The organism is Mammaliicoccus sp. H-M34 (assembly GCF_022386495.1).
GTDB lineage: Bacteria > Bacillota > Bacilli > Staphylococcales > Staphylococcaceae > Mammaliicoccus > Mammaliicoccus fleurettii.
The window spans coordinates 1-18,529 of record NZ_JAJNIK010000002.1; the positions used below are offsets into that span (position 1 = coordinate 1).

General features: G+C 32.9%; 18 protein-coding genes and 1 pseudogene. 11 read left to right on the plus strand and 8 right to left on the minus strand.

Annotated features, from left to right (window positions below; genetic code table 11):
- Nucleotides 1–221 precede the first annotated feature (221 nt).
- The 7 genes and pseudogenes from qoxD to LQ608_RS02275 form a co-directional block, all read right to left on the minus strand.
- Nucleotides 222–515 carry a cytochrome aa3 quinol oxidase subunit IV gene (qoxD, locus tag LQ608_RS02245; RefSeq protein ID WP_239749377.1) on the minus strand — a complete coding sequence of 98 codons (294 nt, stop codon included), beginning with the start codon at nucleotides 513–515 and terminating at the stop codon, nucleotides 222–224.
- A complete protein-coding gene (gene qoxC / locus LQ608_RS02250; RefSeq protein WP_078356756.1) occupies nucleotides 512–1,120 on the minus strand; it encodes a cytochrome aa3 quinol oxidase subunit III in 609 nt (202 codons plus the stop codon). Before qoxC ends, qoxD begins: the two co-directional genes overlap by 4 nt.
- On the minus strand, nucleotides 1,113–3,107 hold the full coding sequence (gene qoxB, locus LQ608_RS02255) for a cytochrome aa3 quinol oxidase subunit I (protein ID WP_239749378.1): 1,995 nt from the start codon (nucleotides 3,105–3,107) through the stop codon (nucleotides 1,113–1,115). Before qoxB ends, qoxC begins: the two co-directional genes overlap by 8 nt.
- Nucleotides 3,107–4,222 carry a cytochrome aa3 quinol oxidase subunit II gene (qoxA, locus tag LQ608_RS02260; RefSeq protein ID WP_078356758.1) on the minus strand — a complete coding sequence of 372 codons (1,116 nt, stop codon included), beginning with the start codon at nucleotides 4,220–4,222 and terminating at the stop codon, nucleotides 3,107–3,109. Before qoxA ends, qoxB begins: the two co-directional genes overlap by 1 nt.
- Before the next feature lie 344 nt (nucleotides 4,223–4,566).
- Nucleotides 4,567–5,037 carry an immunoglobulin-like domain-containing protein gene (locus tag LQ608_RS02265; protein ID WP_275583017.1) on the minus strand — a complete coding sequence of 157 codons (471 nt, stop codon included), beginning with the start codon at nucleotides 5,035–5,037 and terminating at the stop codon, nucleotides 4,567–4,569.
- A gap of 135 nt (nucleotides 5,038–5,172) precedes the next feature.
- Nucleotides 5,173–5,463: pseudogene (locus LQ608_RS02270) on the minus strand (immunoglobulin-like domain-containing protein); the annotation flags it as partial.
- Between the two features lie 130 nt (nucleotides 5,464–5,593).
- The gene (locus LQ608_RS02275) at nucleotides 5,594–6,022 is read right to left on the minus strand and encodes an RrF2 family transcriptional regulator (protein ID WP_239749379.1); all 429 of its coding nucleotides are present in this window, start codon (nucleotides 6,020–6,022) and stop codon (nucleotides 5,594–5,596) included.
- A gap of 184 nt (nucleotides 6,023–6,206) precedes the next feature.
- Here LQ608_RS02275 and LQ608_RS02280 point away from each other — a divergent pair, with 184 nt between their 5' ends.
- Nucleotides 6,207–7,364 carry a globin domain-containing protein gene (locus tag LQ608_RS02280; protein ID WP_239749380.1) on the plus strand — a complete coding sequence of 386 codons (1,158 nt, stop codon included), beginning with the start codon at nucleotides 6,207–6,209 and terminating at the stop codon, nucleotides 7,362–7,364.
- A gap of 129 nt (nucleotides 7,365–7,493) precedes the next feature.
- Here LQ608_RS02280 and folD read toward each other — a convergent pair whose 3' ends face one another.
- The gene (gene folD / locus LQ608_RS02285) at nucleotides 7,494–8,351 is read right to left on the minus strand and encodes a bifunctional methylenetetrahydrofolate dehydrogenase/methenyltetrahydrofolate cyclohydrolase FolD (protein ID WP_239749381.1); all 858 of its coding nucleotides are present in this window, start codon (nucleotides 8,349–8,351) and stop codon (nucleotides 7,494–7,496) included.
- A gap of 208 nt (nucleotides 8,352–8,559) precedes the next feature.
- Between folD and purE the strand changes: the two genes are divergently transcribed.
- Genes purE through purH form a run of 10 tightly spaced genes read left to right on the plus strand, consistent with a single transcriptional unit; the run spans nucleotide 8,560 to nucleotide 18,523 of the window.
- On the plus strand, nucleotides 8,560–9,042 hold the full coding sequence (gene purE, locus LQ608_RS02290; protein ID WP_078356763.1) for a 5-(carboxyamino)imidazole ribonucleotide mutase: 483 nt from the start codon (nucleotides 8,560–8,562) through the stop codon (nucleotides 9,040–9,042).
- Nucleotides 9,029–10,156, plus strand: coding sequence for a 5-(carboxyamino)imidazole ribonucleotide synthase (gene purK / locus LQ608_RS02295; protein WP_239749382.1), 1,128 nt, complete (start codon nucleotides 9,029–9,031; stop codon nucleotides 10,154–10,156). Before purE ends, purK begins: the two co-directional genes overlap by 14 nt.
- A 1-nt stretch (nucleotide 10,157) precedes the next feature.
- A complete protein-coding gene (purC, locus tag LQ608_RS02300) occupies nucleotides 10,158–10,859 on the plus strand; it encodes a phosphoribosylaminoimidazolesuccinocarboxamide synthase (RefSeq protein WP_239749383.1) in 702 nt (233 codons plus the stop codon).
- Nucleotides 10,860–11,120, plus strand: coding sequence for a phosphoribosylformylglycinamidine synthase subunit PurS (gene purS, locus LQ608_RS02305; protein WP_239749384.1), 261 nt, complete (start codon nucleotides 10,860–10,862; stop codon nucleotides 11,118–11,120).
- Nucleotides 11,120–11,791 (plus strand): phosphoribosylformylglycinamidine synthase subunit PurQ, encoded by a 672-nt coding sequence (purQ, locus tag LQ608_RS02310; protein ID WP_239749385.1) that lies wholly within the window; start codon nucleotides 11,120–11,122, stop codon nucleotides 11,789–11,791. Before purS ends, purQ begins: the two co-directional genes overlap by 1 nt.
- Entirely contained in the window at nucleotides 11,784–13,973 is a 2,190-nt protein-coding gene (gene purL, locus LQ608_RS02315; RefSeq protein WP_239749386.1) for a phosphoribosylformylglycinamidine synthase subunit PurL, read from the plus strand. The genes purQ and purL overlap by 8 nt, the downstream gene beginning before the upstream one ends.
- Complete coding sequence (gene purF / locus LQ608_RS02320; RefSeq protein ID WP_239700535.1) at nucleotides 13,952–15,448, plus strand: amidophosphoribosyltransferase; 1,497 nt, start codon at nucleotides 13,952–13,954, stop codon at nucleotides 15,446–15,448. The genes purL and purF overlap by 22 nt, the downstream gene beginning before the upstream one ends.
- Nucleotides 15,432–16,466, plus strand: a complete 1,035-nt coding sequence (gene purM / locus LQ608_RS02325) for a phosphoribosylformylglycinamidine cyclo-ligase (protein ID WP_239749387.1) — start codon at nucleotides 15,432–15,434, stop codon at nucleotides 16,464–16,466. Before purF ends, purM begins: the two co-directional genes overlap by 17 nt.
- Entirely contained in the window at nucleotides 16,463–17,029 is a 567-nt protein-coding gene (gene purN, locus LQ608_RS02330) for a phosphoribosylglycinamide formyltransferase (RefSeq protein WP_078356771.1), read from the plus strand. The genes purM and purN overlap by 4 nt, the downstream gene beginning before the upstream one ends.
- A 15-nt stretch (nucleotides 17,030–17,044) precedes the next feature.
- Nucleotides 17,045–18,523 (plus strand): bifunctional phosphoribosylaminoimidazolecarboxamide formyltransferase/IMP cyclohydrolase, encoded by a 1,479-nt coding sequence (gene purH, locus LQ608_RS02335; RefSeq protein WP_239749388.1) that lies wholly within the window; start codon nucleotides 17,045–17,047, stop codon nucleotides 18,521–18,523.
- Nucleotides 18,524–18,529 lie beyond the last annotated feature (6 nt).

Below are 18,529 nucleotides of genomic sequence, written 5' to 3' on the forward strand. Positions count from 1 at the left end.
ACACAAGTGGAGAGAAGTGTAACTAAGGACATCTATATTCACATAACTAAAAAGAAGTGTAAGCAAGGGTGCCCATATTCACACAAGTGGAAAGAAGTGTAAGCAAGAACATCCATATTCACACAAGTGGAGAGAAGTGTAAGCAAGAGCCCCCAATATTCCCTCATAAAAACAAAATTAAAAAAACCACTCTATTCAGAGTGGCTTTTAATATATAGGTATTACATATGGGCACTATGTCCGCCAACCATAACCCAATAAGTACCGATTACTACTAATAAAGTAATAATTACTGCGAATAGTACTTTGAAGGCTGTTGCACGTCCATCTGGTCCTTCTGTTAAATGCATGAACATTAATAATTGAACTAATGCTTGTATAAATGCAAATCCTATAATAATTGAAGTTCTTACTTGTAGTGACATGCCAGTGTATAACATAACATAAACAGCTAACAACGTAAGTAAAATTGAAAATATTAAACCGACTGTATGCGTAACGACTGTTTTATTCATGATCCACTCACCATCCCTACAAGATAAACTAGTGTAAAGATAAAGATCCATACAACATCAAGGAAATGCCAATATAAGCTTCCGATAAATACTTTTGGTGCATTATGTTCGTTTAATCCACGTGTAGCAATTTGAATTAATACGCCTGTTATCCAGAATACACCTAAAGTAACATGAAGACCATGTGTTCCTAAAAGTATAAAGAATCCAGACCAGAATGATGCTAATTGTGGTGTAACACCTTCATGAACATAATGTGTGAATTCGTATACTTCAAATCCAACGAATCCTGCACCTAGTAATAATGTGATGATCATCCATACCATCATCATTTTGACATTTTCTTTACGCATGTAATGTACACCGATACCACAAGTGTAACTACTTACTAATAAAAGGAATGTCATTATCATTACTAATGGTAATTCAAATAGTTCTGGTGTAGTAAAACCACCGTAAGAACCACTTTTTTGTAATACTAAGAATGTTGCAAATAAAGTACCGAATAACGCAACTTCTGCAGTAAGAAAGACCCAAAATCCGAGTTTGTTTAATTGGCCTGTTTCATTAACAGTATCAATTGTTTTATGTTGTTCATTACTCATCTTTATTGTCCTCCTTTTCCTGTAATTCTTGTTTGCGCAATTCACGTAATTTTGCTTCATTTTCTTCTAATTCTTCAGCATGAATATGGTAACCGTAGTCTTTTTCGAAACTTCTAAATACCATACATGCTAATACGCCTATACCAAAGATAATTGCTGGAATATACGTTTCAAATACTAAGAAGAAACCTCCGAATAGGAAACAAACTGCCATCCAGAAACCAACGTGTGTATTATTTGGCATATGAATATCTTTATAGTCATGATCATCAAGGTAGTGTTTACCATTTTGTTTCATTTCTACAAATGTTTCAGTATCATACCATTTTGGTGTGATTGCAAAGTTGTAATGTGGTGGCATTGCTGAAGCAGTAGCCCATTCTAATGTTCTACCTAAACCGTTCCAGTTGTCACCATTTGCTTCACGTTTAGCTTTACCGTAACTATATACTACGTTCCAAACTAACGCTAAGAATCCTATACCCATCAAGAATGCACCGATTGTTGAGATGAAGTTTAATGAGAACCATCCATCTGATTGAGTGTATTTGTATAAACGACGTGGCATACCATCTAAGCCAAGTAAGAATTGTGGTAAGAAACATAAGTTAAATCCTAGAGTAAATGTCCAGAATAACCATTGATTGATTTTTTCATTTAATTTGTAACCAAACATTTTTGGATACCAGAAAATTAAACCTGCGAAACATGCGAATACAACACCAGCAATAATTACGTAGTGGAAATGTGCCACTAAGAAATACGTATTGTGGTATTGATAGTCTGCAGCTGCCATAGCAAGCATGACACCTGTAACACCACCTAATGTAAAGTTAGGAATGAATGCTAATGAGAATAGCATTGGTGATTCAAAGGAAATTCGTCCTTTATACAAGGTGAATAGCCAGTTGAATATTTTAACACCGGTTGGTACTGCGATTAACATTGTAGTTATTGAGAAGAATGAGTTTACTAATGCACCATTACCCATTGTGAAGAAATGGTGAACCCAAACTAAGAAACTTAAGAATGCAATACCACTTGTTGCCCAGACCATACTTTGATGTCCGAATAAACGTTTTCTAGCAAATGTTGGGATAATTTCTGAATAAATACCGAATGCTGGTAATACAAGTATATATACTTCAGGGTGACCCCAAACCCAGAAGAAGTTAGCCCATAGCATTGGCATACCACCATTAGCTACTTCAAAGAAGTTTGTTCCCATTAAACGGTCGAAAGTCATTAATGCAAGAGCGACAGTTAAAATAGGGAAGGCTAAGATGATTAATAATGATGTAATTAATGTTGTCATTGAGAACATCGGAATTTGCATAAATTTCATAGATTTAGTACGTAATTTTAAGATAGTAACAAAGAAGTTAATACCAGTCATTAACGTACCAATACCTGCAATTTGTATTGCAATTAAATAATAATTGATACCAGTACCTGGACTGAAATCAGTTGCAAGTGGAGCATAGTTTGTCCAACCAGCAGCTGGAGCACCACCAAGTACGAATGAAATATTGAATAATCCCATTCCGGCAGCAAATAACCAGAAACTTAAGTTATTTAACATTGGGAATGCAACATCTCGAGCACCTAATTGTAATGGTACAACAACGTTCATTAAACCAATTAAGAACGGCATAGCCATGAAGATAATCATGATAACACCATGTGTTGTAAAGATTTCATTATAGTGCTGAGATTCTAGTAATGTATTATCTGGTGTCATTAATTGTAGGCGGATAAGAAGAGCATCTACACCACCACGGAAGAACATAATGATTGCAGAAAGAATATACATTACACCGATTTTTTTATGGTCGACTGAAGTTAACCATTCAGTATATAACCATTTCCATTTTTTATAATAAGTTAATCCACCAACGACGCAGATACCTGTTAATACAAGCATGACTTGCGCCATTGTAATCATCCAGTCGCTTTGTACGATAAATTCATTCCATGGAAAATTCATTACTTGTCACCTCCATGGTTTTTATTTGAAGATTGCTCATCTTTCTTTTCATCTTCAGATTTAGCATCTTCTTGGATTTTTTCCATTTCGTCCATATGATGTTTTTCGTCTTTCTTGAAGTCACTATCATATTTTTCATTATTTGGAAGAATCATAGGTTTCATTCCATGACGTTCATAGTTAGGGTTAGTAACAGTTACTTTACGAGCAGGTAATACCGGCTTATCAGTTACGCCTTCACTTTCGTCATAGAAGTTTGGATCTTTTGGTTCATAACGGAAACGTTTAAATGCATGGAAGATATATTCCGGATCTGAAGCCGGATCAACATATGCTAAATGTGTACCGCTATAAGTAAGTTCCTGATTCTGAGTTGTAGGTAAAAGTTGGTGATCGAATGTATCTTGATCAATTGTTTTACGTTTTTGAGATTTTGAAACCCATTTATCGTAGTCTTCTGAACTTACTGAATTTACGTTAAATGTTTGTCTTGAGAAACCTTCACCATTAAAGTTTGAGTTTCTTCCTTTAAAGGAACCAGTTTCATTAGCTTGCAATGTCCAATCCATTGTCATGCTTGTCATGGCATATTTCTGTCCACCTAATTGTGGAATCCAGAAACTTGTCATCATATCCATAGATTGCAGTTTAAATAAAACTGGGCGACCTTCTGGAATAGTTACATGATTGACTGTTTCAACCTTTTCATCTGGATAACTAAAGAACCATTTATAACCAGCACTTGTAGCATAAATAACTACTGGATCTTCATCAGATTTAGGTGGTTCTTCATAAGAATAAAGAGATTTAATTGTTGGTACAGCCAGTATCACAAGTATGATAACAGGAATTATAAACCATACTGCTTCTAAGATGAAGTTGTGGTGCATTGTACCAGTTGATTCGTTTTTTGTTTTTCTATATTTTATAATAAATATTAAAAACAAAACTGAGACCAAAATGACTATGAAGACCATCATTATAATTGAAAAGATAATTAAGAAACGAGAATCTTCTGCCATCGGGCCTTTGGGGTTTAATACTTCTAAATTTGAACAACCACTAAGTAAAATACCTAATGTTGACATGAGAAGTATTGACTTTAACTTTGCCACGTTTTTTACCTCCCAAATTTTCTATATACCTATATATATGGCTAGACCTCAATTTTAAAGGATTTGCACATATTTACAAGGCTATCAAACGGAGTGTAAGCGTTATAATTCCGAAAAGTATAAAAAAACCTTTGATATGACGGGATTTTACCTAAATGTTAAATTTTTGTGTACATTTTAAAATGGTTTTTAAATCTATAAAAACAATCAAAAATTAGCAAAAACATTGATTTTTCAGGATATTATGAAAAATTAAAATGTAATAAAAATTCAATTATGTATGATAAATTTCCTAATAAAAATAAAACGCTCAATCCGTTAATTTTCGGATTGAGCGTTTTATTTTATTTCACTGTAATTGTTCTTCCTTGAGCAGTGATATGACCATCAGAATCTGACACTGCATATCCAACTTTATATTCACCAGGTTTATGAGTATTTACTTCGCCACTCGTTACTATGTCTGAAGTTAAATCTTTTCCTGACTTGTCTTTAGCTTTTACATCTTTTAAAAGGTCGAAATCTTCACCTTTTTTAACTGTAGTATCTTTGACACCTGTCATTTCTGGATTAGGTGCTAATTCAGCATCGTTTACGTAAACTCCGCGTTTATATGTGTAGTAATAACCATCAGAATCTTTAACATGATAAGTTATATATTGTAAGCCAGTTTTTGAAGTGTCAATATCACCTTTAACTGAAACTTTATCAGTTATGTCGCCATCTTTTTTATCTACACCTTTAACACCTTTCATTGGGTCAAAGTGATCGCCTTGGTATACTAAGTCTTTAGTAGGTACCGTAATAAGAGGCATATTGTCATCTAAGTTTTTAGTTGAAGTCTTTTTATTAGAAGCTACTTCAGCTTTAGATTTGTCTTTATCATCAGTCGCTTTATCTTTTGTTCCATTTAAAGAACCTTCTTTTACTACATAAACATAGTGCCATTTAGTTCGATATCCACCATCAGAATCCGTAACTTTATACTGTACTTTGTATTTTCCTAATTTAGAAGTATCTACATCACCAGTAACTTTAATCTTGTTAGTTAAGTCACCGTCTTCTTTATCATATGCTTTAATTCCCTTTAATGAATCATAATCGCTACCTTTTTCAACAACGTCTCCTTCAACACCTTTAATTTGTGGCAGACTATTGCTAGTAGCACTTGCAGTTAAAGAAGGTGTAACTAATGATGCTGATACACCAAGAACTGTTAATGATTGTAATATTTTATTCATCATAATTATGTACTCCTTTGTTGTAAACTATAAGAAAAGAATAACACGACTCGTGCATCAATTCCTTATTATTTAAAATATTATCGCAATGTTGTCACATTTACATCGACCTTTAGACCGATTTCAATTATCAAGGAGTATAAAGTGTTTCTTTTAGAGTATTTTTGGGGATAATATCACTTAAATAATATTTATCTAAAGTAAGAAGATATTCATTTAAAGCATGATTAAGTGCACCTTGTAATCCACAATTTAATGCGATAGGGCAAGTATTAGTTTCCATATTAAAGCATTCTACTAATTCAAAGTGATCTTCTGTTAAACGCACAAGTTTCCCGATATTTATATCTTGAGGTGACTTGTTGAGAATAATTCCGCCATTTCTTCCTCTTATAGATTTTAAATAGCCTAATTTTACGAGTTGATGAACTACTTTAGTTAGATGGTTTTTAGAAATCCCATAAAAATTCGCAATCTCTTCTATTTGAGATTGTTTATTCTGTTGAGCAAGATACATAAGCACGCGCAACGAATAGTCCGTATATTGGGTGAGCTTCATAAAGTTCAGCCTCCTTTTAATATATTAATTATACTTAATATTGTATGTAAAAAACAATGATTCAATTTATGTTTTATTGATAAGTGACAATTTTGTAAACTATTGCAAAATTTGTTGATAAACATTGTGAAATTATTTACAATTAAAGATGTATTTAAAATATATCTTTTAGAGGGGGATTCTGATGTTATCAGAACAAACTAAAGAAATCGTCAAACAAACAGTACCTGTGTTAGAAGAACACGGAAATGAAATTACAAAAGTATTTTATGAAAGAATGTTTGAAGCACACCCAGAATTATTAAACATATTTAATAAATCAAATCAAAAACAAGGTAAACAACAAACAGCATTAGCACAAACAGTATTAGCAGCAGCTAAACATATTGATCATTTAGAAGCAATCGTACCTAATGTGAATCAAATCGCACATAAACATCGTGCATTACAAGTAAAAGAAGAACATTATCCTATAGTTGGAGAATTTCTATTAAAAGCAATTAAAGAAGTACTAGGTGATGCAGCAACAGATGATATTATGAATGCTTGGGAAGAAGCATATGGTGAAATAGCTGGTGTATTCATTCAAATGGAAAAAGCAATGTATGAACAAGCAGCTTGGGAAGATTTTAAATCATTTAAAATTACTAATATTGAATACCAAGGTACTTCAATGAAATCATTTGAAGTAGAACCAGTAGAGAATATTAAAGTACCAGATTTAGTAGCTGGTCAATATATTACTGTTCGTATTAAACCTACAAATGACGACAATTTAGCATTAAGACATTATTCAATTTATTCTGTTAAAAATGATGGCAAAATTAGATTTGCAGTTAAAAAAGAAGGATTCGGTGAGAAAAAAGGACTAGTATCACACGACTTACACAATAGCTACTCAGTTGGAGATACAATAGAAATTTCAGCTCCAGCAGGTGATTTCAAAGTAGAATCAGCAGATGACAAAAAAATATTACTATTATCTTCAGGAGCAGGCGTTACACCAATGTTAGCTATGTTAGAAGATGAAGGATATAAAGGCAAAGAAGTTCATTTCGTACACGTTAACGAATCAGAAAAAGATGTGCCTTTCAAAGACGAAATAGCTGCATTAAATGCAATGAATAATAATGTTAAAGTAACTTATCACTTAAAAGAAAGAGATGGTTACTTAACAAGTGACGAACTAAAAGCATGGATCGATAAAGACGTAGATATTTATCTATGTGGTGGTATAACATTTATGGATACAATTTTTGATGAATTAAGTAAATTAAACATCAATCAATCAGATGTACATTTCGAACCATTCGGTCCAAAAATGAGTATTACAAACGTATAAATTTTATGTACTATATCGTGTGATTCAGGAAGGATCTGAAATGAACACGAAGACTGATAAAAATAACTGACAATAAAATTAAAATAGGCTGGGACAATTAATTGTCTCAGCCTATTTTAATATATTTTTTTATTCTATTCCGTTTTTCCATTTTTCAGCTAGTAATGTATTATTTAACACCATAGTAATTGTAAGGGGACCAACGCCACCAGGTACAGGAGTAATTGCGCCAGCTACTTCTTTAACGGCTTCGAAATCTACATCACCTTTAAGTTTACCGTCATCATCTGGTGTGTTACCTACATCAATAATGACTGCTCCTGGTTTAACTAAATCTTTAGTTACGAGATGTACATTTCCTACTGCACTAACGATTACATCTGATTGTTTTAATACTTCTTCAGTATTTGTTGATTTAGAATGTAACAACGTAACTGTTGCATCTTGATCAGTTAATAATTTACTAACAGGTTGACCTACGATATGACTTCTACCAATTACAGCTACGTTTTTACCTTTTAAATCTATTTCTGCATGTTTTAAAATTTCCATAATTCCTAATGGAGTACATGGAACAAATGTACGTTCACCAGTGTATAACCTACCAATATTAATTGGGTTAAAACCATCTACATCTTTTTCAGGGTTAATTGCTTCTAATACTTTAGATTCTGAAACTTGTTTAGGTAGTGGTACTTGCACTAAAATTCCACTCACAGAATCATCATTATTTAATTTGTCTAGCTCGTTAAGCACTTCTTCTTCTGTTGATGATTCATCCATGTGTATGATTTCAGATATCATACCAATCTTTTCGGCTGCTTTCTTTTTCGAATTAACATAGCTTTTACTAGCACCGTCATTACCTACTAATATTACAGATAATTTTGGTACGATGTTATGCTTTTTTAATTTTTCTACTTCACTTTGAAGATCTGCTCTATATGCCTTCGCTATTTCTCTACCGTCTAATATCTTAGCTACCATGAAAATTGCCTCCTAAATAATAAATCGAACTTTAATGATGTTTACAATACAAATTATCCCTTTAATACGAACATAAATCAATAATTTTTATAAAAAATATAGAAAATGTTCGTTTTTCCATTGAAAATAGCATTATCAATTGTTATGCTATATCTGTAATATACACAATAAAAGTTAAATATTTCAACTATTTGAAAGGGTGACCTACATGAAAGTGGCAGTAATAATGGGTAGTTCTTCAGATTGGCCAATTATGAAAGAAGCATGTGACATGCTGGATTACTTTAGCATTCAATATGAAAAAAAGGTTGTATCTGCGCATAGAACACCATTAGAAATGGTTGATTTTGCTAAAAATGCTACTAGTCAAAATATCGATATTATTATCGCTGGAGCAGGAGGAGCTGCACATTTACCAGGAATGGTAGCGTCGTTAACGACAGTTCCAGTTATAGGTGTACCAATTGAATCGAAAAGTTTAAAAGGCATGGACTCATTATTATCTATAGTACAAATGCCAGGTGGAATACCTGTTGCAACTACAGCTATTGGTAAAGCAGGTTCTAAAAATGCTGGAATATTAGCAGCAAGAATGATTGGTATGACGGATGAAGATGTAAGAAAACAATTAGTGAATTATGAAAAAAGTTTAGTCGATAAAGTGGAGGAAATGCAAAATGACTTATTATAACCTCGAAACTGGTGACATGATAGGTATTGTGGGTGGCGGACAATTAGGTAAAATGATGGCACAATCTGCACAAAAAATAGGATTTAAAGTAGCAATACTTGATCCTGATGAGAATTGTCCTGCACAATTTGTCGCTCATGAATTTATAAATGCGGATTATTCAAATGAAGACGCACTTAATCAATTAGGTGAAATATCTAAAGTAGTAACTTATGAATTTGAAAATATAGATGCACAACAATTAAAAACACTTTCCAATAATTATAATATTCCTCAAGGAAGTGAAACTGTTGCTTTATTACAAGATAGATTAACTGAAAAACAAACATTAGAAAGCGCTAATGTAAACATTGTACCGTTTTTAGAGGTTAATCACGCTCAAGACTTGAATAAAGCGATTGAAACAATAGGCTTCCCTTTTATTATCAAGACGCGCTTTGGTGGATATGATGGAAAAGGTCAACTTGTCATTCATTCTAATAATGATTTAGATGAAGCGAGAAACCTAATCGCCAATACACCATGCGTAGTTGAAAAATATCTCCCTCTTTATAAAGAAGTATCCATAACAGCAACTCGTGATATTTATGATCAAACTGTTTATTTTCCACTACAAGAAAACGAACATAGAGATCAAATACTATATAAGACAATTGTTCCAGCTCGTGTAGACCTTGAAGAACAAGCGATAGATGAAGTGAAGAAGATAATGACTAAAGTTCACTTTATCGGTACTTTCACTGTGGAATTCTTTGTAACAAATGATTTGAAATTATATGTTAATGAAATTGCACCAAGACCACATAACTCAGGGCATTACTCTATTGAAGCTTGTGACTATTCTCAATTTGATACACATGTACTTGCAGTTGCAGGTTGGCATTTACCGAAAAAAATTAATTTATTGCAACCAGCCATTATGATGAATTTATTAGGACAAGATGTCTCAAATTTACAAAATGAATTTTATAAACATCCAGATTGGCATGTTCACATTTACGGTAAGAAAATTAATAAAGTTAATCGAAAAATGGGGCACATTACCAAGCTATCACTTGATCTAAATAAGGATGAATTAACATTTAATCAAACTTTTGAAGGGCGGAACAAGTAACATGTCATTACTTTATGAAGGTAAAGCTAAAAGAGTATTTAATACAGAACAAGAAGGTATTTTGAGAATTGAATATAAAGATGAAGTCACAGCAGGTAATGGTGCTAAAAAGGATGAAATGATTGGTAAAGGTAGATTAAACAATTTAATTACTTCTAAAATTTTTGGAATATTGAAACAAAAAGGCGTATCAAGTCATTTTATTGAGCAAATATCAGAAACTGAACAACTTGTTAAATCTGTAGAAATCTTTCCATTAGAAGTAGTAGTTCGTAACGTAGCTGCTGGATCCATTTGTAAAAGATTAGGATTTGAAAAAGGTCATACATTTAAACAACCATTATTAGAATTATTTTATAAGAAGGATGAATTAAATGATCCTCTTATTACAGATGATCATGTTGCTTTGCTTAATATCGCATCGACAGAACAACTTTCTACTATTAAAGATGAAGCTTTAAAAGTTAATGAAGTGTTAAGTAAAGTAATGAATGAGATGAATTTAATACTGGTCGATTATAAAATCGAATTTGGTATTACAAAAGATGGTCAAATTTTATTAGCTGATGAAATATCCCCAGACACTTGTAGAATTTGGGATAAAGAAACAAAAGAAAACTTTGATAAAGATGTATATAGAGAAGATACGGGATCATTAATCGATACTTATGAAACTTTTTATAAAAAATTGGAGGAACTATAAATGAAGAAGATTGAATTGCATATCACATTACAAGGACAAGTATTAGACACACAAGGACAAGCATTAAATAGAGCTGTGCATGATTTAGGATATGAGCAAGTGAATGATATTAGAGTAGGTAAAGTTATTTATATGACTGTTGATGAAACAGATGAAAATGCAATCAAAAATGTTGTAAATACATTAAGTGAAAAACTATTTGCCAATACTGTAATCGAAGAATATAGCTTTAAAATTCTAGAAGATAAGGAGAACGCGTAATGAAATTAGCTGTATTAGTATTTCCAGGATCTAATTGCGATCGTGATATGTTTAATGCTGCTAAACGTTCCGGTGTTGAGGCAGCATATGTAGATTATAGAGAAACAACTCTTGAAGGATTTGATGGGGTCTTAATACCTGGTGGATTTTCATTTGGTGATTATTTGAGATCTGGTGCGATGGCTCGTGTTGCTCCAATTATTAATGAAGTAAAAAGACTTGCTAGCGAAGGTAAACCTGTACTAGGTGTTTGTAATGGATTTCAAATCTTAACTGAAGTTGGGCTATTACCTGGTGCCTTACTACATAACGATAGTCATTTATTTGTTAGTAGAAATGAACATTTAACAATTGTAAATAATGAAACTAAATTTACGAACCTATATAAAAAAGATGAAACAGTTGTTTATCCTGTTGCTCATGGTGAAGGTCATTATTATTGTACTGATGATGTTTATAATGAACTTGTAGAAAATAACCAAATTATTTTAACTTATAATGACAATCCAAACGGCTCATATAAAGATATTGCGGGCATAATAAATAAGGAAGGTAATGTTTGTGGTATGATGCCACACCCAGAACGTGCAATGGAAACATTACTTGGATCAGATAGCGGTGTCAAATTATTTCAATCTATGATCGAAAGTTGGAGGGAACAACATGTCTAAGTTTTTAGAACCTAGTATAGAAGAAATTGAAAAAGAATATTTATATAAAGATATGGGCCTAACAGATGAAGAATATCAAAAAGTAATAAGTATATTAGGTAGAAAACCTAATTTCACAGAGATTGGGATCTTTTCTGTTATGTGGAGCGAACATTGTTCTTATAAACATTCTAAACCATTCTTAAAACAATTCCCGACTTCTGGAGAACATGTATTGATGGGACCTGGTGAAGGTGCTGGTGTTGTTGATATTGGTGACAATCAAGCGGTAGTGTTCAAAGTAGAATCACACAATCATCCTTCAGCAATTGAACCTTATCAAGGTGCGGCAACAGGTGTCGGAGGTATAATTCGTGACATCGTATCTATCGGTGCGAGACCAATTTCATTATTAAATAGTTTGAGATTTGGTGAATTATCAAGCAAGACGAATCGTAGACTGTTTAGTGGTGTAGTAAAAGGTGTGGGTGGATACGGAAACTGTATAGGTATTCCAACAGTAGCTGGTGAAATTGAATTTGATGGTCGTTACGATGGTAATCCACTTGTAAACGCGATGTGTGTCGGTATTATCGAACACGATAAAATCCAAAAAGGTACTGCTAAAGGAATAGGTAATCCTGTTATATATGTTGGATTAAAAACTGGCAGAGATGGTATACATGGAGCAACATTTGCATCAGAAGAATTAAGTGAAGCATCTGAAAGCAAAAGACCATCAGTCCAAATAGGTGATCCTTTCGTAGGTAAAAAATTAATGGAAGCTACTTTAGAAGCGATAACATATCCAGAATTAGTTGGAATTCAAGATATGGGAGCTGCAGGTTTAACTTCATCATCTTCAGAAATGGCAGCTAAAGGTGAAAGTGGTATTCATTTACATTTAGAAAAAGTACCAACACGAGAAGAAGGCATATCTCCTTACGAAATGATGCTATCTGAAACACAAGAACGTATGCTCTTAGTAGTTGAAAAAGGAACTGAACAAAAATTCTTAGATTTGTTTGAACATCATGAATTAGATTCAGCTGTAATTGGAGAAGTAACGGATACTAATAGATTTGTATTATCTTATGAGGACGAAATTTATGCTGATATTCCAGTTGAACCTTTAGCTGATGAAGCACCAGTATATATTTTAGAAGGAGAAGCTAAAGAACACCATAAAGATGCAAATCAATATGATCATATTGATGTTGAAGAAGTGTTTACTAAACTTATTAACCATCCAACGATTGCATCTAAGCATTATGCTTATGACCAATATGATCAGCAAGTTGGAGCAAATACTATCATTAAACCAGGTATTAGCGCTGGTGTTGTTAGAGTAGAAGGTACAAATAAAGCAATTGCGTCAACAATTGATGGAGAAGCAAGATATGTTTATAACAATCCATATGAAGGGGGAAAAATGGTTGTAGCAGAAGCATACAGAAATCTTATTTCTGTAGGTGCAAAACCTTTAGCGATGACAGATTGTTTAAATTATGGTTCTCCAGAGAAGAAAGAAATCTATCAACAATTAACAGATTCTACACGAGGTATGGCTGAAGCATGTGAAGCTTTAAATACACCAGTCGTTTCAGGAAACGTCTCTTTATATAATGAAACGAAAGGAACTTCAATTTTCCCAACACCAGTAGTTGGAATGGTTGGATTAATTGAAGATGTTAATTATTTAAATGATTTTGAGCCAAAAGTTGATGAACGCATATATATAGTTGGAGAAACTAATAACGATTTCGGTGGAAGTCAAATCGAAAAATTATTATATACAGAAGTAAACCATGAACCAAGCTCAATTGATTTAAATGCAGAAGTTAAACGTGGCGAACAAATTAAAGAAGCAATTAATGCAGGCACGGTTTCTCATGTCCAAGCAATTGGAAAAGGTGGTATAGCTATTAGTTTAGCAAAAATATCAACACACTTTAATTTAGGATTAGATGTAAATGTACCAGTTTCAAATGCACAGTTATTTAGTGAAACACAAGGTCGATACATTTTAATCGCTAAAGAAGAACAAATAGTAGAAATTGATGGTGCGGTTGAAATAGGTAAAGTAACTAACGATGCTCAATTTACATTAACTAATGATTCATCTCAAATTAAATATGATGTATCTACTTTGGATGAACAGTTGAAGGGAGCTATAACGCAATGCATGAAATCAAGAGTTTAAATGAAGAATGTGGTGTGTTTGGCATATGGAATCATCCAGAATCTGCACAATTAACATATATGGGACTTCACAGTTTACAACATAGAGGTCAAGAAGGCGCAGGAATTGTTTCTTCAAATGGACTGGAGCTTAAAGGTGAAAGAGGTTTAGGATTGCTAACAGATGCGATTTCTGATGTTCAATTAGAAACTTTTAAAGGTAATCAACATGCTATTGGTCATGTAAGATATGCGACATCAGGAAATAAAGGTATTGAAAATATTCAACCTTTTTTATATCACTTTTATGATATGAGTGTAGGCGTTTGTCATAATGGGAATTTGGTCAATGCCCAAAGTTTACGTATTGAGTTAGAAAAGGAAGGCGCAATTTTTCATTCTTCATCTGATACAGAAGTCATTATGCATCTTATTAGAAGAAGTAAAGCACCTACTTTTGAAGAAGCACTAAAAGAAAGCTTAAACATTATAAAAGGTGGATTTACGTTCGCATTATTAACTAAAGATGCACTTTATGGAGCAGTAGATCCAAATGCTATAAGACCTTTAGCAGTAGGTAGAATGAAAACAGGTGCTTATATTATTGCAAGTGAAACATGTGCAATCGATGTTCTTGGCGCAGAGTTTATTAGAGATATTCATGCTGGGGAATTTATTGTCATTAATGATGATGGTATAAGAGTTGAGTCTTATACAAAAGACACAACAACTGCAATATCAGCTATGGAATATATTTATTTTGCTAGACCAGATTCTACAATAGCAGGTAAAAACGTACATGCTGTTCGTAAAGAGTCAGGTAAAAAACTAGCCCAAGAAAGTCCTGTTGCTAATGCAGATATGGTTATCGGTGTTCCTAACTCATCTCTTTCAGCAGCATCTGGATTTGCAGAAGAAAGCCACTTACCTTATGAAATGGGTCTAGTTAAAAATCAATATGTAGCTAGAACATTTATCCAACCAACTCAAGAATTACGTGAACAAGGTGTCCGTGTTAAATTATCAGCTGTAAAAGATATCGTACATGGAAAAAACATTGTGCTTGTTGATGATTCAATTGTTAGAGGTACTACAAGTAAGAGAATTGTGAAGATGTTAAAGGATGCTGGGGCAAATGAAATACATGTTCGCATTGCTTCACCTGAATTTATGTTTCCTAGTTTTTATGGGATTGACGTTTCGACGTCTTCAGAATTAATATCTGCTAATAAATCACCTGAGGAAATTAGAGATTATATTGGTGCAGATTCATTATCATATTTATCTGTTGATGGGTTAATTCATTCAATAGGTTTAGATAAAGATGTTCCATATCATGGTCTTTGTGTTGAAAGTTTTACAGGAGACTATCCTGCAGGGCTATATGATTATGAAGAGAGATATTATGAAAATTTAAGTCCACGTCAAAAGGCTTATCTAGAAAATAACAAACAATACTTTGATAAAGAGGGTAATCTTAATGTCGAAAGCATATAAAGCGTCTGGTGTAGATATAGAAGCGGGCTATGAAGCGGTAAATAGAATGAAGTCTCATGTACAAAGTACGATGAGAAAAGAAGTACTAGGTGGATTAGGTGGATTTGGTGCAGCATTTGATTTGTCTCAATTAAATATGAAGAAACCCGTTTTAGTATCGGGTACTGATGGTGTAGGCACTAAACTGAAATTGGCTATTGATTATAATAAACACGACACGATAGGTATTGATGCAGTGGCGATGTGTGTTAATGATATTTTGACGACTGGTGCTGAACCTTTATATTTTCTTGATTATATTGCAACAAATAAAGTAGAACCAGAAACAATTGAAGCAATCGTATCTGGAGTGTCAGTAGGTTGTAAAGAAACCAATTGTGCGTTAATTGGTGGAGAGACTGCAGAAATGGGTGAAATGTATCATCAAGGTGAATATGATATTGCTGGTTTTTGTGTTGGAGCGGTTGAAAAAGATGATTACATCGATGGAAGTAATGTTGATGATGGTGACATTATAATCGGAATAACATCTAGTGGTATACATTCTAATGGATATAGTCTTGTAAGAAATTTAATTAAAGAAAGTAAAATCAATTTAAATGATCAATTTGATGAAAATAGAACATACTTAGAAGCGTTTCTTGAACCAACTAAACTATACGTTAAACCAGTACTTTCAGTATTAGATAAAGTGAAAGTGAAAGGTATGTCGCATATTACTGGTGGAGGTTTCATAGAGAATATTCCTAGAGCTATTCCAAATGATAAAGATGCTGAAATAGATGTTAGTACATATAAAGTACCACAAATATTTGAGTGGCTAAAAAATCAAGGTAATATTGAAGCTTCAGAAATGTATAATGTATTTAATATGGGTATTGGATTTGTTCTAATTGTTAATAAAGAAGACCAAGAAGAAACTTTGAATATTTTAAAACAGCATAATGAAGAAGCTTTCGTTATTGGTAGAATTACAAATGGAACTGGAAAGGTCAATATATCGGGGGTTCAATCATGATTAAAATTGCAGTATTTGCTTCAGGAAATGGTTCAAACTTCGAAAAAATTATGGAAAACATTGAAGCAGGATATTTAAATCATATTGAGGTTACTGCTTTATATACAGATAATCCGAATGCTTTTTGTATTGAAAGAGCAAGACGGTTTAATTTACCAGTATATATTATTGATCCAAAAACTTATGACGATAAAAAAGAATATGAAGAAGCACTGTTAACGAAATTATCACAAGATAGAGTGAGCTGGGTTATTTTAGCAGGTTATATGAGAATTGTAGGTCCAACACTATTGAAACAATATGAAGGTAAAATGTTGAATATTCATCCTTCTATTTTACCGAGTTTTCCTGGTAAAGATGCTGTTGGACAAGCACTTGATTATGGTGTGCGTGTCACAGGTGCAACTGTACATTATGTTGATAGTGGTATGGATACTGGTAAAATAATTGATCAATTAAGTTGTTCTGTATATCCAGACGATACAAGAGAAACATTGCAATTAAGAATACAAAACTTGGAATACGAATTATACCCACGTGTCATAAAAGAAATCATTCAATAAAGGAGTCTTTACAAAATGAAGAATGCAATATTAAGTGTTTCAGATAAAACAAATATAGAGGAATTTGCAAGTAAACTTATAGAAAATGGTTATAAAATATATTCAACAGGTGGCACTAAAAAAGCACTAGAAGATGCGAAAGTTGAAGTTTATTCTGTTTCTGATTTAACACATTTTCCTGAAATAATGGATGGAAGAGTGAAAACTTTACATCCAGGTGTACATGGTGGGATTCTTGCAAATCGTTCTATACCTGAACATTTATCAGCATTGAAAGAACAAGATATCGATTTAATTGATCTAGTTGTTGTAAACTTATATCCATTTAAAGAAACAATCAAAAAAGACAATGTCACCGAAGATGAAGCGATTGAGAACATAGATATTGGCGGACCAACAATGTTAAGAGCTGCTGCAAAGAACTTTAAATTTGTAACTACAGTAGTTGACCCGAAAGATTATAACGAAGTCATTGATCGTATTGAAAATAATAAACTTGATGAAACATATCGCAAATCTTTAATGGTTAAAGTATTTAAACATACAAATGATTATGACAAAACAATTGTTGAGTTTTTCGCAAATGAATCTGAACAATTAAGATATGGTGAGAATCCTCAACAAAGTGCGACATTTGTAAAAACGTCAAACGAAACAAACACATTAGCTGGTGCTAAACAATTACACGGTAAAGCATTAAGCTTTAACAATATTAAAGATGCTGATGCAACTTTATCACTTATTAAAAAATTCGAACAACCAGCTGCAGTAGCTGTTAAACATATGAACCCATGTGGAGTAGGTGTAGGAGAAACAATCGAAGAAGCTTATGACTATGCATATGAAGCGGATTCTCAATCTATATTCGGTGGGATTGTTGCATTAAACAGACCAGTTACTAAAAAACTAGCGGAATCATTACATTCAATTTTCTTAGAAGTTGTAATTGCACCAAGCTTTGAAAAAGAAGCTTTGGAAGTATTGACTAAAAAGAAAAATATTAGATTGTTAGAAATTAATATGACAGAAACAAAAGATGAACAAGAATTTGTTTCTGTATCTGGCGGTTACTTAGTACAAGATAAAGACAATGCTGTTATATCTAGAGATGAGATGAAAGTTGTAACTGATGTTGAACCTACAGAAGCGCAATGGAAAGCTTTAGAATTATCATGGAAAGTTGTACGTTCAGTAAAAAGTAATGCAATTGTACTTGCAAACGACCACCAAACTGTCGGTGTTGGAGCGGGTCAAATGAATAGAGTAGGTTCTGCAAAAATAGCAATTGATAGAGCAATCGAAATGAATGACAATGTTGCTTTAGCGTCTGATGGATTTTTCCCAATGGGAGATTCAGTTGAAACAGCTGCAAAAGCTGGAATTAAGACAATCATTCAACCTGGTGGCTCAATTAAAGACCAAGATTCAATTGATATGGCTAATAAATATGGAATCAGTATGGTATTTACTGGTATGAGACACTTTAAACATTAGGAGGTC

Coding starts and splice junctions, on each gene's coding strand:
- purH (WP_239749388.1), top strand. CDS start 17,045: ATGAAGAATGCAATATTAAGTGTTTCAGATAAAACAAATATAGAGGAA.
- qoxD (WP_239749377.1), bottom strand. CDS start 515: ATGAATAAAACAGTCGTTACGCATACAGTCGGTTTAATATTTTCAATT.
- qoxB (WP_239749378.1), bottom strand. CDS start 3,107: ATGAATTTTCCATGGAATGAATTTATCGTACAAAGCGACTGGATGATT.
- purE (WP_078356763.1), top strand. CDS start 8,560: ATGAAAGTGGCAGTAATAATGGGTAGTTCTTCAGATTGGCCAATTATG.
- qoxC (WP_078356756.1), bottom strand. CDS start 1,120: ATGAGTAATGAACAACATAAAACAATTGATACTGTTAATGAAACAGGC.
- purC (WP_239749383.1), top strand. CDS start 10,158: ATGTCATTACTTTATGAAGGTAAAGCTAAAAGAGTATTTAATACAGAA.
- LQ608_RS02275 (WP_239749379.1), bottom strand. CDS start 6,022: ATGAAGCTCACCCAATATACGGACTATTCGTTGCGCGTGCTTATGTAT.
- LQ608_RS02265 (WP_275583017.1), bottom strand. CDS start 5,037: ATGCCTCTTATTACGGTACCTACTAAAGACTTAGTATACCAAGGCGAT.
- purS (WP_239749384.1), top strand. CDS start 10,860: ATGAAGAAGATTGAATTGCATATCACATTACAAGGACAAGTATTAGAC.
- LQ608_RS02280 (WP_239749380.1), top strand. CDS start 6,207: ATGTTATCAGAACAAACTAAAGAAATCGTCAAACAAACAGTACCTGTG.
- purK (WP_239749382.1), top strand. CDS start 9,029: ATGACTTATTATAACCTCGAAACTGGTGACATGATAGGTATTGTGGGT.
- folD (WP_239749381.1), bottom strand. CDS start 8,351: ATGGTAGCTAAGATATTAGACGGTAGAGAAATAGCGAAGGCATATAGA.
- purL (WP_239749386.1), top strand. CDS start 11,784: ATGTCTAAGTTTTTAGAACCTAGTATAGAAGAAATTGAAAAAGAATAT.
- purM (WP_239749387.1), top strand. CDS start 15,432: ATGTCGAAAGCATATAAAGCGTCTGGTGTAGATATAGAAGCGGGCTAT.
- purQ (WP_239749385.1), top strand. CDS start 11,120: ATGAAATTAGCTGTATTAGTATTTCCAGGATCTAATTGCGATCGTGAT.
- purF (WP_239700535.1), top strand. CDS start 13,952: ATGCATGAAATCAAGAGTTTAAATGAAGAATGTGGTGTGTTTGGCATA.
- purN (WP_078356771.1), top strand. CDS start 16,463: ATGATTAAAATTGCAGTATTTGCTTCAGGAAATGGTTCAAACTTCGAA.